Source organism: Arthrobacter sp. TmtSoilC51 (assembly GCF_055388015.1).
This window is the reverse complement of sequence record NZ_AP035877.1, coordinates 4,763,714-4,777,021: the sequence shown is the minus strand read 5'-3', so window position 1 is coordinate 4,777,021 and position 13,308 is coordinate 4,763,714. Positions and strand designations below refer to the sequence as shown.

Sequence of the window (13,308 nt, the reverse complement as noted above, 5' to 3'; positions counted from 1 at the left end):
GAGGTCGAAAGCGCCCGCTGCGGCGCAGGTCCTTGCCGTGCTGAGATATGTTGCGGGTCAAGCAGGACCAGTGAGCGCTTCAGCGATTGCCAGGGATGTAGGGCTGCCTCGGTCCACCACCTATCAACTGATCTCTGCGTTAATTGATGATGGATTCCTGCTGCATCTTCCCGAGGAACGAAAATATGCGCTCGGAGTTACGGCCCACGAGTTGGGGACCGGCTATTCGCGGCAGGCCCCACTTCAGCGCATCGCACGCTTCCCGTTGGAGCGGCTGGTGGCCCGTACGAGGCGGACCGCCCACCTTGCGGTCATGCATGGAAGGGACGTCGTCTATGTCATCGAGGAGCGTGCTCCCCGGCAGCGTCCCCTTGTGACAGATACAGGGGTGAGGCTGCCGGCTCATTTGACCGCGAGCGGAAGGGCAATGATGTCACAGATGGACCGTGCCCAAGTGTCTGCGCTCTTCCCCGGCCCGGAAGCCTTTTCGGTGCGTAACAGCAATGGTCCTCAATCGGTGCCTGCACTGGAGGACCTCTTGGCAAGAGCGCGTACCCTGGGCTATGCCTGGGAACAGGACGAGATTACGGAGGGTTTTTCCTCCGTGGCGGTTGCTGTCCTCGATAGGCAGCGATATCCGGTGGCAAGTGTGACGTTGACTGTTTCGAACCGGGCATTCCTACCAACTGAGAGGCGCCTTAGAAACGATGAGGAGTCGGCTGAGGAGAGGGCTTTAAGAATCGAAGATGTGGCCCGGACCTGGATCCCCGAGGTCAATCGATGTGCCCGGGAGATCTCACGGAGGCTTGGAACCCACAACTAACTAAAACGAGCAGTTGACCCCTTATGAAGGGGTCAACTGCTCGTTTGATGTATCTTCGCCGCGCTTTGTAGCGCGGGCTGCCGGCCTAGTGGTTTAAGGTTGTGCCCACGCCAGCCGGGATTGCGTCGACGGGATAGATCATTTCGGTCGGGGCGGTCGAATTCCGCTTAGCCAAGGGGAAATACAGGGCTGCCGTTACAACCAGTCCGACCAGCCAGGAGATGTCGGCTCCGCCCAGCAGTTCAGTCATCGGACCGGTGTACAGGGTCTGGGCCAGGAACGGTATCTGGACGAGAATACCCGCAGCGTAGGAGACCAAAGCAGTCTTATTCCAACGGCCGTATCGTCCGTTCAGATCGTAGAGCGCCGGGATATCCACCTTTTCCTTGGACACCAGGTAGTAATCAACAAGATTGATCGAGCTCCACGGGATGAAGACCATCAGCAAGAGCAACACAAAGTTCTTGAAGTTTGCTATGAAGTCCGGTGAGGCTACGACTGCAATGACTACGGACAGTCCGATGAAGCCCACCACATACGCGAAACGGGTCCATGTGGCCACTTTGGTCTTTCGGGTGAACGCTGTGACGGACGTGAGCATCGTCATGTACCCGCCGTAGGCGTTGAGTGTGTTGACGGTTAGTTTGCCGATGACGATGACCAAGTAAATAACCAGTGCAATGGCACCTCCACCGCTGAGGCCTCCAAGGAATGCAACTTGTCCATCCAGGAACCTCGAGCCTTTCGGCAGGGCAAGGGAAGCGAAGAGCGCACCGAGAGTCATGGACCACTGCGAGCCGATAACCGTGCCCAAGTAGCAGGCCCAGAAAGTCTGGCGCACCGGCGTTTTTGATGGCAGGTAACGGGAGTAATCTGCCACGTAGGGACCGTATGTCAACTGCCAGCCAGCGCTGAGTGATACAGCTAAGAGGAATGTGGGGAATTGGAACTCAGCGGATCCGAGGAGCGCACCCACATCATGGCTGGTAAACAAGCGGATGCCCAGGTAGCCAAAGCCGAGGATACCGGCAACAGTCGCGATGCGGCCCATGAGGTGGATATACCGGTAGCCCAGCGTTGCTACGAGGACTGTTAGAGCACCAAAAATCACCATACCCACCGCGGGCGTGCCCGTCTGCAGGATCTGGTCTACCGCCTGTCCGGCAAGGACGGTACCGGTGGCGGCGAAGCCCAGATACATGATCACTACCAATATCAGGGGAATAACTGCGCCGAGGATGCCGAACTGTGCTCGGCTGGAAATCATCTGGGGCAGTCCCAGACGCGGTCCCTGGGCAGCGTGCAGCGCCATTACCGCAGCGCCCAGGAGATTGCCGATCAGGAGGCCGATGATGGCCCATAGAGCGTCTGCTCCGAAAAGTACCGCCAAGGCGCCGTCCACGATCGCGGTGATCTGCATGTTGGCCCCAAACCACAAAGTAAATTGCTGGGCCGGTGAACCATGGCGTTCGTTTTCGGGAACGAAGTCGATGGAACGGCGCTCCACCCGCGTCCCGCCTGCCCCTGTATTTGTTGCTGTCTGCATGGTGTTCCTTTGACTAAATGAACGGAGAGTCCAGGTCCCCCTACCTGCGATCCATCTGAGCACGATCCGTGTTTTGCATCACGAAAAGTAACTCACGTTCCGTCCGGTATTTCGGACGATGTCTGAAAAGCTGTGACCTGGGCCATTTCGCGGGTCCTTCGGCGTATACCTTCAGAAAAGACCGCCGAACGCTGAAGCTGTCCGCGACCCTCCGTTCTGGCGGTCCATTCCAATCACCTTCCCGTAATACCTTCCATGGAGGACCGCATGAGTACCCAGTCTCTTCCCAACGTAGATCTCCCCTACTCCGATGGGGACTTCTTCCACTTTGAGTCGATGCTTCCCGCAAATGAATCTTGCCGCTTGGATGAGATCAGGGATTGGCTTGAGGCGGAAGTCCGTCCAGTAGCGGCTGACCACTGGAACCGTAGCGAGTTTCCTAAACACCTGATTCCCAAGGTTGCAGAACTGGACATCATCAGCCCTGTCCGCCGCCAGGGGCATTCCCATCTTTTTGCCGGGATGCTGACCGCGGCAATCCACAGGGTTGACGCATCCTTCGGCACTTTCTTCAGTGGCCACGATGGCCTGTTTACTGGCTCGATTGAGCTACTGGGTTCGGAGGAGCAGAAGGCTGACTGGCTACCGGACTTCTACTCCCTCAAAAAGACTGGCGTCTTTGCAATTACGGAGCCTTTGGCTGGTTCCGATGTTGCGGGCGGGACGCGTACGACGGCACGTCGGGACGGGGACAAGTGGATCCTTAACGGCGAAAAGCGATGGATTGGCAATTCGACGTTCTCGGACTATGTGATTGTCTGGGCAAAGGATACCGATGACGACCAAGTCAAGGGCTTCCTCGTGGACACCACAACGCCAGGGTTCAGGGCGACGCTTATTCCGAACCGAATAGCATTGCGTGCGGTGCAGAACGCCGACATCGTTCTGGAAGACGTCGTTGTGCCCGACAACATGAAGCTCGCGGGAGCGAATAGCTTCCGTGACACCAACAAGGTCCTGAAGAGCACGCGTGCCACCGTCGGTTGGCAGGCCGTGGGACTTCAGATGGCCGCCTTCGATGTGGCCCGCAAATATGCAGTAGAGCGCCACCAATTCGGCAAGCCCATCGCGAGCTTTCAGTTGATCCAGGAACAACTCGTCACCATGCTCTCCAACGCGCAAAGTTCCATGGGAATGATGGTCAGACTGGCTCAGCTCGAGGACCAAGGCAGGTCCAGGAACGAGCACTCAGCGATGGCTAAGGCATTCGTCACAAAACGCATGCGCGAATCGGTGGCCATGGGCCGCAGTGTCCTTGGCGGCAACGGGGTGGCCGTGGACTACGAAATGGCAAAAATCTTCTGCGATGCGGAGGCCATCTATACATACGAGGGGACGTATGAAATCAACACCTTGGTGGCCGGCCGGGCGATCACGGGAATGGCGGCGTTTGTCTAACGTCCCGCTATGCCATTCCAATGCGTTCGGCGCTTCATCATGTCTTCCATTGTCCGGTATTTCGGACAAGATGCTTGATTCCCCCCTCCCTGGACGCAGGAAAATCCGGCCTACTTGTATCAGCAGGTCCTGGGCATAAGGCGACTCATGCATGAAGGTCCGTTGTGCTCGCAAACAAACCAGGGATCAGACAGTCCATGGACATTTTACGAAGGAGTCATTATGGCACCCGCCGATTTCACTACTGGTGCCCGTCCGGTTAAGGCCGCGCGGGGTACTGAGCTTACTGCCAAGTCGTGGCAGACCGAGGCGCCGTTGCGTATGTTGATGAACAATTTGGATCCTGAGGTTGCTGAGCGTCCTGATGATCTGGTGGTTTATGGCGGTACGGGCCGGGCTGTGCGGTCCTGGGCTGCGTTTGATGCGATCACCCGGACGTTGGAGACGATGGAGAAGGACGAGACGCTGCTGGTCCAGTCGGGCAAGCCGGTGGGTGTGTTCCGCACTCATGAGTGGGCTCCGCGGGTGCTTTTGGCGAACTCGAACCTGGTGGGGGACTGGGCGACGTGGCCGGAGTTCCGTCGCCTGGAGGCCGAGGGTTTGATGATGTACGGGCAGATGACGGCCGGGTCCTGGATTTATATCGGCACGCAGGGCATCCTGCAGGGCACGTATGAGACGTTCGCCGCGGTGGGGAACAAGCTGGCCGCCGCCAGGCAGAACACCGCCGGCCACCCGGCCCCGGCCGCAGCTGGTTCCACCGAAGGCCCGCTGGCCGGGACCTTGACCCTGACGGGTGGTTGTGGTGGGATGGGCGGCGCGCAGCCGTTGGCCGTGACCCTGAACGACGGCGCGTGCCTGATTGTGGACGTGGACGAGACGCGCCTGCGTCGCCGGGCCGGGAAGCGGTACCTGGACGAGGTCGAAACGGACCTGGACGCCGCGATCGCGAAGGTCCAGAAGGCCAAGGCTGAGCGCCGCGGCTGGTCCGTGGGGTATGTGGGCAACGCCGCGGAGGTGTTCCCGGAGCTGCTGCGCCGGCACAAGGCCGGGGAGCTGAGCATTGATGTGGTCACGGACCAGACCAGTGCCCATGACCCGTTGTCCTACCTGCCCGAGGGCATCACCGTGGAGGAGTGGCACACCGAGGCCGAGGCGGACCCGGAAGGGTTCACGAAGAAGGCCCAGGCGTCCATGGCCAGGCATGTCCAGGCGATGGTGGAGTTCCAGGACGCCGGGGCCGAGGTGTTTGATTACGGCAACTCGATCCGCGACGAGGCACGCAAGGGCGGCTACGACCGGGCGTTCGAGTTCCCCGGCTTTGTCCCGGCATATATCCGCCCGTTGTTCTGCGAGGGCCTGGGCCCGTTCCGCTGGGTGGCGCTCTCGGGTGATCCGGAGGACATCGCGGTGACGGACGCGGCGATCAAGGAGTTGTTCCCGGAGAACAAGCACCTGCACAAGTGGCTCGACGCCGCGGCGGAGCGGGTGGAGTTCGAGGGTTTGCCGGCCCGTATTTGCTGGCTCGGTTACGGTGAACGTGCCAAGGCCGGGTTGTTGTTCAACCAGCTCGTGAAGGAGGGCAAGGTCAAGGCCCCGATCGTGATCGGCCGTGACCATCTGGACTCCGGTTCCGTGGCGTCCCCGTACCGGGAGACCGAGGCCATGGCCGACGGGTCCGACGCGATTGCTGACTGGCCGTTGCTGAACGCGCTGATCAATACCTCTTCGGGTGCTACCTGGGTTTCGATCCATCACGGTGGCGGGGTCGGTATCGGCCGGTCCCTGCACGCCGGGCAGGTTTCCGTCGCGGACGGCACGGATCTGGCCGCGGAGAAACTCGAACGTCTCCTGACCAACGACCCCGGCATGGGCGTCATCCGCCACGTCGACGCCGGCTACGACCGCGCCGTCGAGGTCGCCAACGAACGCGGCGTCCGCATCCCCATGAACGAAAAGTAGCTTCCAATCCCCAAAGAAACGGCAGGCAGTCCGAAGACTGCCTGCCGTTCTGGTTTTGGTTTTGGTTTTGGAAGAGCCTGTACCGCCTAGTTGTACTGCCCAGACAGGTTGGTTAAGCGGCTGATGGGCGGGTGGCCTCCGATTGCGGTGTGGGGCCTGTGGTGATTGTAGTGGTGCAGCCATGCCGGGAGGGCGTTTCTGCGGGCTGATTCGGTGGCGTAGAAGCGTTTGAAGGCCCATCCGTCGGCGAGGGTTCGGTGGAAGCGTTCGATCTTTCCGTTGGTCTGCGGGCGGTAGGGCCGGGTCTTCTTTGCCTTGATGTTCAGCTCCCGGCAGGTATCTCGCCAGAGGTGGGACTTGTAGGCCGAGCCGTTGTCTGACAGGACCCGCTCGACGGTGACGCCGCGGGCAGCGAACCAGGACACGGCACGCCTGAGCACTCCAACTGCGGTGGCCGCTGTTTCGTCGCCATGGATTTCGGCGTAGGCGATCCGGGAATGGTCGTCGATGACCGTGTGCACATAGGCAGTGCCTATGACCGGGTGGCTGCGGCTGCCGGACCTGACCGGTGTCGCTGCACGGTTCCGGTCGCCCTGATTTCGGCCTACGTAGCGCCATCCGCCGCCGTCGGGGATATTGCCGAGCTTCTTCACATCGACGTGGATCATCGCCCCGGGCCTGTCGTGCTCGTAGCGGCGGATGATCTCGCCGGTGCGTTTATCCACGTGATGGAGGCGGTTCAGCCGGCACCGGACCAGAACCGCGTGCACGGTCGAGGCCGGCATGGCCAGCTTCGCGCCGATCGCGACCGGCCCCAGCCGTTGCTTCCAGCGCAGATGCACGACTTTGCGCACCAGCTGCTGCGGCGTCCGGTTCGCCACCCTGTGCGGGCGGGAGGATCTGTCGGCCATGCCTGCCTCGCCCATCGCGGCATAGCGCTCAGCCCAGCGCTTCGCCGTCGGCCAGGAGCAATTGAACTGTTCGGCGGCCCGCGACACCGGCCAACCGTGTTCTACGACCAGACGCGCGACGCGTAAACGTTGGCGTGGCGTCAAAGCGGCATTAGCGTGGGACATGAGGACCTCCTGGTCGCCTCAGCGGTTGTCTAAGCAACTCCACTGTGCAACCGGAGGTCCTCACCTTTGGGTCAACGACTCCAGCGAGTCATCACATTCACCCAACCAACGTCCCTGGGCAGTACACCTAGTGCGCCGGGACGGATTCCTTGGCTGCAGCCTTCGGGTCCATGAGCTTCTTGTTGGGCAACGCGAAGCTGATGAGGAATGCGATCAGCATCAGGCCAGCTGCCGTGAGCATGACCGCATCAATTGCTTGGGCGAAGCCCTCGGTGATGGGCCTCGTGAGCGTGCTGTTGGCTGCGTGCAGCCAGCTCGTGTCGTTCAGCGAATCGTTGGTGGCGCCATTCTTGAAGAAATCGAAGAGCTTGGCATTCGCGGGATCTGCCGCCACGGCCGGATCCTTCATGACAGCCTGGTAGTCCGGGGTGGATGCAGCGGTCTTCATGCCATCGGCGATCTTGTCCGCGGCCAGGCTGAACAGCATGGAGATGAACACGGCCGTGCCCACGGCTCCACCCATGGAACGGAAGAAAGCCGCGGTGGAGGTTCCGACGCCCATGTCCTTGGGCGGCACCGAGACCTGCATGGCGAGTGTCAGCGGCTGCATGCAGAAGCCCAAGCCGACGCCGAAGAACACGGCAATCAGTCCGGGGACCCAGAGGCCCGTATCCACGCCGAGCACCAGGCCCATGACGGTCGCGGCGCCAGTCAGGATTGCCGTTCCAAGGATGGGGAAGATCCTGTAAACGCCCGACGACGAGATGGTTCGCCCGGCGCTGATGGAACCGAACAGGATGCCCACGGTGAAGGTGATCATCATCAGACCTGCTTCGGTGGGGGTGAGGCCCTTCACCAGCTGCAAGTACATGGGCAGCATGGCGATGGCGCCGAACATGCCGATGCCGATGATGAAGTTCAGCAGGGATGACAACCCGAAAGTTGCGTTCTTAAAGAGACGCAAGGGGATCAGCGCATAGTCCCCGGCCCGCATCTCGGCGAACAGGAATGCCACTATGCCGATGACGCCAAGGCCGTAGCAGAGCCAGGATCCGCCCGATGACCAACCCCAGGACCTGCCCTGCTCGGCGACAAGAAGGAGCGGAACGATTGCCAGGGTGATGGCCGCCGCGCCCCAATAGTCGATCTTCTGCTTCACGTGCCGGGCAGGCAGGTGCAGGAACATGAAGACCACGGTGAGTGCGGCCAGGCCAATGGGAAGGTTGATGAAGAAGACCCAGCGCCAGCCGTCGAAGCCAAGGATGCTCGATGTGCCGGCAAAAGCGCCGCCGATGACTGGACCAAGGACGGACGAAATACCGAACACGGACATGAAGTAGCCCTGGTACTTTGCGCGGTCCTTCAAAGCAACGATGTCGCCAATGATGGTCAAAGCCAGCGCCAACAGGCCACCTGCGCCTAGGCCCTGGACGCCACGGGCGATAGCAAGCTCGGTCATCGAATGGACAGATCCCGCATAGAGGGATCCGGCCAGGAAGATCAGGATGGCGGCCAGGTACAGCGGCCGGCGTCCGAAGATGTCACTGAGCTTGCCGTAGAGCGGCGTACTCACAGTGGATGTGATGAGGTACGCGGTGGTGGCCCAGGCTTGGAGCGACAGGCCGTCGAGGTCGTTGGCGATGGTGTAGATGGACGTCGACACAATGGTCTGGTCCAGTGAGGACAGGAACATGCCGAGCATGAGTCCCACCATGACGGTGAGCGTCTGACGATGGGTCAAGACCTCGCCAGCGGCCCGGAGGGGCGCAGATTTGGACATATCTTCTCCAGAGGTGGCAGAAAAGTGGATTTTAAGCAGGATAGTTGCTTTCAGTAACTATCCTAATGCCTGTTTGATTCCCGGAAGAAGAATGTTTCTTGAACAACCCTCGTAAGTCGCCCAGTCCCTGGGGTCAGCGTTCCACGAGAATGCCATCCGGATCGCTGTAGATCATTACCCCGGGTTGGATCCTCACGCGATCAATCACCAACTGGACATCAACCTCGCCCACACCCGTTTTGGCACTCTTCTTCGGGTTGCTGCCCAGCGCCTTGATGCCCAGCGGCAGCCGCGCAAGAGCTTCACGATCCCTGATGGCACCGTTGATGATCACCCCTGCCCAGCCGTTTGCGACGGCACTTTCAGCAATCATGTCCCCCATGAGGGCAGTCCTGAGTGATCCCTGACCATCAACCACCAGAACGGCTCCTTCGCCTGGCGTTCCAAGGACTGTCTTTACCAGCGCATTGTCCTCGAAGCACCTGATGGTACGTACCTGTCCGCTGAAGTGCGTGTGACCGCCCAGGTTCTGGAATTGGACTGCAACGGATTCCAATTCCTCACCCCGGTCGTCATAGAGATCGGCCGTATTAATCTGCTCGCTCATGTCCTTCTCCTCCAAACGTTTGAGGCCACACTAACGCGTGCGCGGGGTGAGCGGCATGGCGCGTTGTGGGCTATGTGGATAACTGACGTGAACTTAGGTTCCAGACCCTTCACCCGCGTTAGTCTGAATCAAGACGTTGAAAACTAGGGGGAACCTGCCATGAGCCTGTCCGACCTGCCCGGTCCTGTGCCGGATCCCGCCATTCTCCGCGGCGGCACGGCCACCGCTCTCGTTGAGCCACTGGACCGCGTCCGTACGCTATGGATTACGGGCGTCGTACTCATCAACGTGGGTATCAACGCGGCGTTCTTCGGCCCCATCCAGGTGTTGTTGGGCCAACAGGCGGCTCACTTCGATGAGGGACAAAAGGAAGCGATCCTCGCTTTGGTCACAGGCTGCGGCGCTGCTGTTTCTTTGGTGGCCAACCCCTTGTTTGGCGCATTTAGCGACCGGACCGTCTCACGCTTCGGACGTCGCGTTCCGTGGGTCCTCGTGGGAGCCATCCTCGGGGCAGTGGGGCTCGTGGGCCTGGCAGGAGCGCCCAACGTTGCCGTTATGACGGTGCTGTGGTGCTTGGTGCAAGCCGGATGCAACGGCGCTTACGCAGCCATTACGGCCGCGATTCCAGACCGGGTTCCAGTGCCGCAACGCGGCACCGTGGGTGGCTTGGCAGCCATGGGACAGACCGTTGGCATCCTGGCAGGCGCGGTGATTGCCGCCGTCGTGGCCGGAAACTTTGCTGCTGGCTACCTGGTGTGTGCAGCAGCGCTGCTGGCCGGCGTCGTGCTTTATCTGTTCAAGAATGACGACCAGCCGCTTCCACCTCAGGCGCGCCCACCCTTCAGTCTTGTCCGATTTTTCCAGGGCTTTTGGGTTTCGCCAACGCGGTACCCGGATTTCGCATGGGCTTGGCTGACGCGACTGTTGGTGAACATCGGGAACCACATGGTCACGCTCTATCTGCTGTTCTTCCTCAGCGATGCCGTGCATGTGAAGGAAACCGAGGGCATCGAACCTGCCTTCGGTGTCCTCATCCTGACCGGCCTGTATGCGGTCATGGTGATTATCACCAGCGTGATCGGCGGAACATTGAGCGACCGGATGGGCAAGCGGAAGCCTTTGGTGATCGCGTCGTCCGTGATCATCGCTGTCGCATCATTGATTCTCGGGTTTGCGCCGACGTGGGCCGGTGCCATCACAGGGGCACTGGTCCTGGGCCTCGGTTTTGGAGCCTACCTTGCCGTGGACTTCGCACTGATCACCCAGGTCCTGCCCACGGCACTGGACCGTGGCAGGGACCTGGGCGTGATCAATGTGGCAAACTCGCTCCCGCAAGTCATCGCCCCGCTCATCGCTTTCCCGTTCGTCACGTATTTGGGCGGCTACGTCTCGCTGTACGTAGCCGCCGCGGTCATCGGATTGCTGGGCGCCGTGTTCGTGGTGAAGATCAAGAGCGTGGCGTAGGCCTAGAAAACGGCGGTGAAGTTACCCCAGCCCCAACCCACCGCTGATTGGCCTAGCCAGTAGCTACCCGGCAGTCCTTGGGCCAGGTAATCCGCGCCATTGCCGTAGTACATGGTGAGCTGGCCGCTGCGGTCGATGCCAAACACATCAATCTTGTCGTCACCGTTGAAGTCCCCCGCAGAGCCGATCGTGTTGAGGGCCTCCCAGCCGTAACCGACCGTCGCTCCCGTATAGCGCTTGAAGGACCCATTACGGCTGCTCGAAAAGATCATCAGGTTGCCGTATGGGCCCCGCGCGGCAACCTGCAAGTCGCTTCTGCCTTCGAAGTGACCAACGCTCATCAAGGAGTCGTATCGGCCCCACCCCCAACCGATGGTGTACGAAGGCAGCCAACCGCCGTGCCCGTTGCCGGGGTAGAGGACGAGATTGGTCGCTGCGTCCCTTGCAATGAGATCGTTCGTACCGTCACCGTTGAAGTCGCCCGCACCAAAAATGGCGGTGAATCCGTTCCAGCCCTGGCCGACCTGGATGGCCTTCTTCCAACCGCCGGACCCGTTTCCTTGGTACAGGTGCAACCGACCCTGCCCATCGCGTCCCATAACGTCAACGGTGCCGTCGCCGTCGAAGTCACCCGGTGAGAAGAGAAGGTTGAAGGCATCCCAACCAGTACCGATGACCTGGGTGGGCTGCCAGTGTCCGCGGCCGTCCGTCGGGTACAGCAGGAGGCGTCCCGCGGCATCGCGGGCGAAGATGTCCATGGTGCTGTCCCCGTTGAATCCACGGGCCCTGGGCTTGGCTGCTATCCGTAGCGATTCACGGGCCTGCAGGGTCAAGGTTGACTCGACGTCGTAGGTGACAGTTACGAAAGCGGTCACAACACGACCGTAGTCAGCAGCGGTAGCCCTGTACGTCTGACCGGTGGCACCGGGAATGACTTGGCCGTCCCGCGTCCAGTAGAACGAGAGCGAAGGGCTTCCGCCTTCTGGCACTACCATCGGTGTGGTCCAGCTAAGGTCGGCCTTGAGAAGTCCGCCGACTGCAGGCTCCCCGGTTAGTTCCGGTGGCGCCATGTACACCTGGCGCATCGGCATTGCCAAGGATGGAACGGCAGCTTGGGCGGGCAGGCCCGTAGCGACGAGAGCACCGGCCAAGGCCGAGGCAGCAAGCAAAGTAGACAACCGGCGCAGTCGGTTAGGCGTGCTGAAGCGCGGAGCATTGCGAGAGTTCAAGATTTCCTCATGAAGAAAGTTGGCCGATGCGGCCATGCGAAGGGGATGAGAGCAACAGAATGCAGAAGTGAATCCTAGAAGACGGCGGTGAGTCCTCCCCAGCCCCAGCCAACAGTGGATTGGCCGGACCAACGAGTCCAAGGCTGTGCACTCGTCAAATAATCGGTGCCTTTGCCGTAGTACATGGTCAGTTGGCCTGCGCTGTCGATGCTGTAGACATCGACTTTATTGTCTCCGTTAAAGTCACCGGCCGAACCGACCGTGGTGAAGCCGCCGAATCCCCAGCCGATGGCGGTAGCGTGACCATCGAACCATCCGTTACGGGTGGTCTCGTGAAGGGCCAGGGTTCCCTGGATATCGCGGGAGACGATTCCGAGCTTGTTTTGTCCACCGAAGTGGCCCACCGTGAAGACTGGGTTCTGGTTGATCCAATAAGTGTCAACACCGTAGGGCTGAAGCCATCCGCCGCGTCCGTTCCCAGGGTAGAGAATAGCTTGGTGCCACTGGTCCACGGCAAGGAGATCGTTGGTCCCGTCGCCGTTGAAATCACCTGCAGCGGAGATTGTCTTGAAGCCCTGCCATCCTTGACCAATCTGCAAGGCGTTCTTCCATCCCCCGGTGCCGTTGCCTTGGTAAAGGAAGAGTCGGCCTTGACCGTCGCGACCCACGACGTCCACAGTGCCATCGCCGTCGAAATCGCCCGGCGACACCAGGAGGTTGAAGATGTTCCACCCGGTTCCGAGCACTTGCGCGGGGCGCCAATTGCCGCGGCCGTCGGTGGGGTACAGAAGCAGCCTGCCTGCTGCATCCCGGGCAAAGATGTCCAGGGTGTCGTCGCCATTGAACCCACGTGCCCTGGGCTTGGCCGCGATCCGCAACGGGTAGTCGGCCTGCAATGTCAGTTTCGACTCGGCATCGTAGGACACCGTGACGAACACGGCCAGTACGCGGCCTTGGTCGGCCTGGGTTGCCCGGTAGCTTGCGTCGGTAGCCCCGGCGATGGTTTGTCCGTCCCGGGTCCATCTGTAGGTGAGGGCAGGGGTGCCACCCTCAGGGATGACGAACGGAGCATACCCCGCGAGCTCAGCCTTCAGCAGCCCATCAACGGTGGGGTCGCCGTTTAATTGCGGCCGGCCCATGTAAACCTCACGGGCAGCTGCTGCAACAACGGTAGCCACTCGGGACGGTGCGGCTTCCGCGGGTCCAGCCAAGGTGCAGGCTGCAGCTGCACAGGCTAAGGCGGAGGCGGTCAGCAAAGTCAAGAATCGACGACGGCGGCTGGGGGCGGTTGGATACGAAGCAAGAGCTGATTCCATGGATTCCCCTGACAAGAAGGACAATTTTGAAGGACCCCGCCCGAAGC

10 protein-coding genes are annotated in these 13,308 nt (G+C 60.8%); 4 read left to right on the top strand and 6 right to left on the bottom strand.

The window, feature by feature from the left end:
* Positions 1 to 70: 70 nt before the first annotated feature.
* Entirely contained in the window at positions 71 to 823 is a 753-nt protein-coding gene (locus ACZ5G6_RS21810; protein WP_263422340.1) for an IclR family transcriptional regulator, read from the top strand.
* 85 nt (positions 824 to 908) lie between these two features.
* Here the strand turns inward: ACZ5G6_RS21810 and ACZ5G6_RS21805 are convergent, their stop codons facing one another.
* A complete protein-coding gene (locus ACZ5G6_RS21805; RefSeq protein WP_223934868.1) occupies positions 909 to 2,369 on the bottom strand; it encodes a purine-cytosine permease family protein in 1,461 nt (486 codons plus the stop codon).
* Positions 2,370 to 2,636: 267 nt separating this feature from the next.
* Between ACZ5G6_RS21805 and ACZ5G6_RS21800 the strand changes: the two genes are divergently transcribed.
* Both ACZ5G6_RS21800 and hutU read left to right on the top strand, forming a co-directional pair.
* Positions 2,637 to 3,827 (top strand): acyl-CoA dehydrogenase family protein, encoded by a 1,191-nt coding sequence (locus ACZ5G6_RS21800; RefSeq protein ID WP_223934867.1) that lies wholly within the window; start codon positions 2,637 to 2,639, stop codon positions 3,825 to 3,827.
* A 222-nt stretch (positions 3,828 to 4,049) separates the two neighbouring features.
* Positions 4,050 to 5,789 (top strand): urocanate hydratase, encoded by a 1,740-nt coding sequence (gene hutU / locus ACZ5G6_RS21795; protein ID WP_498688102.1) that lies wholly within the window; start codon positions 4,050 to 4,052, stop codon positions 5,787 to 5,789.
* A gap of 86 nt (positions 5,790 to 5,875) precedes the next feature.
* Here hutU and ACZ5G6_RS21790 read toward each other — a convergent pair whose 3' ends face one another.
* From ACZ5G6_RS21790 to rraA, 3 genes are all read right to left on the bottom strand, one after another.
* On the bottom strand, positions 5,876 to 6,865 hold the full coding sequence (locus ACZ5G6_RS21790; RefSeq protein ID WP_498688100.1) for an IS481 family transposase: 990 nt from the start codon (positions 6,863 to 6,865) through the stop codon (positions 5,876 to 5,878).
* 127 nt (positions 6,866 to 6,992) lie between these two features.
* Positions 6,993 to 8,645 (bottom strand): MDR family MFS transporter, encoded by a 1,653-nt coding sequence (locus tag ACZ5G6_RS21785; protein WP_223934865.1) that lies wholly within the window; start codon positions 8,643 to 8,645, stop codon positions 6,993 to 6,995.
* Positions 8,646 to 8,778: 133 nt separating this feature from the next.
* Positions 8,779 to 9,252, bottom strand: coding sequence for a ribonuclease E activity regulator RraA (gene rraA / locus ACZ5G6_RS21780; RefSeq protein WP_498688098.1), 474 nt, complete (start codon positions 9,250 to 9,252; stop codon positions 8,779 to 8,781).
* A 159-nt stretch (positions 9,253 to 9,411) separates the two neighbouring features.
* On the opposite strand from rraA, the gene ACZ5G6_RS21775 reads away from it, so the two are divergent.
* A complete protein-coding gene (locus tag ACZ5G6_RS21775) occupies positions 9,412 to 10,716 on the top strand; it encodes an MFS transporter (RefSeq protein WP_498688096.1) in 1,305 nt (434 codons plus the stop codon).
* Positions 10,717 to 10,718: 2 nt separating this feature from the next.
* On the opposite strand, the gene ACZ5G6_RS21770 is transcribed toward ACZ5G6_RS21775, so the two are convergent.
* Together ACZ5G6_RS21770 and ACZ5G6_RS21765 are read right to left on the bottom strand one after the other, a co-directional pair.
* Positions 10,719 to 11,945 (bottom strand): FG-GAP repeat domain-containing protein, encoded by a 1,227-nt coding sequence (locus ACZ5G6_RS21770; protein ID WP_498688094.1) that lies wholly within the window; start codon positions 11,943 to 11,945, stop codon positions 10,719 to 10,721.
* Positions 11,946 to 12,019: 74 nt separating this feature from the next.
* A complete protein-coding gene (locus ACZ5G6_RS21765; RefSeq protein ID WP_498688092.1) occupies positions 12,020 to 13,261 on the bottom strand; it encodes an FG-GAP repeat domain-containing protein in 1,242 nt (413 codons plus the stop codon).
* Between the last annotated feature and the right edge of the window lie 47 nt (positions 13,262 to 13,308).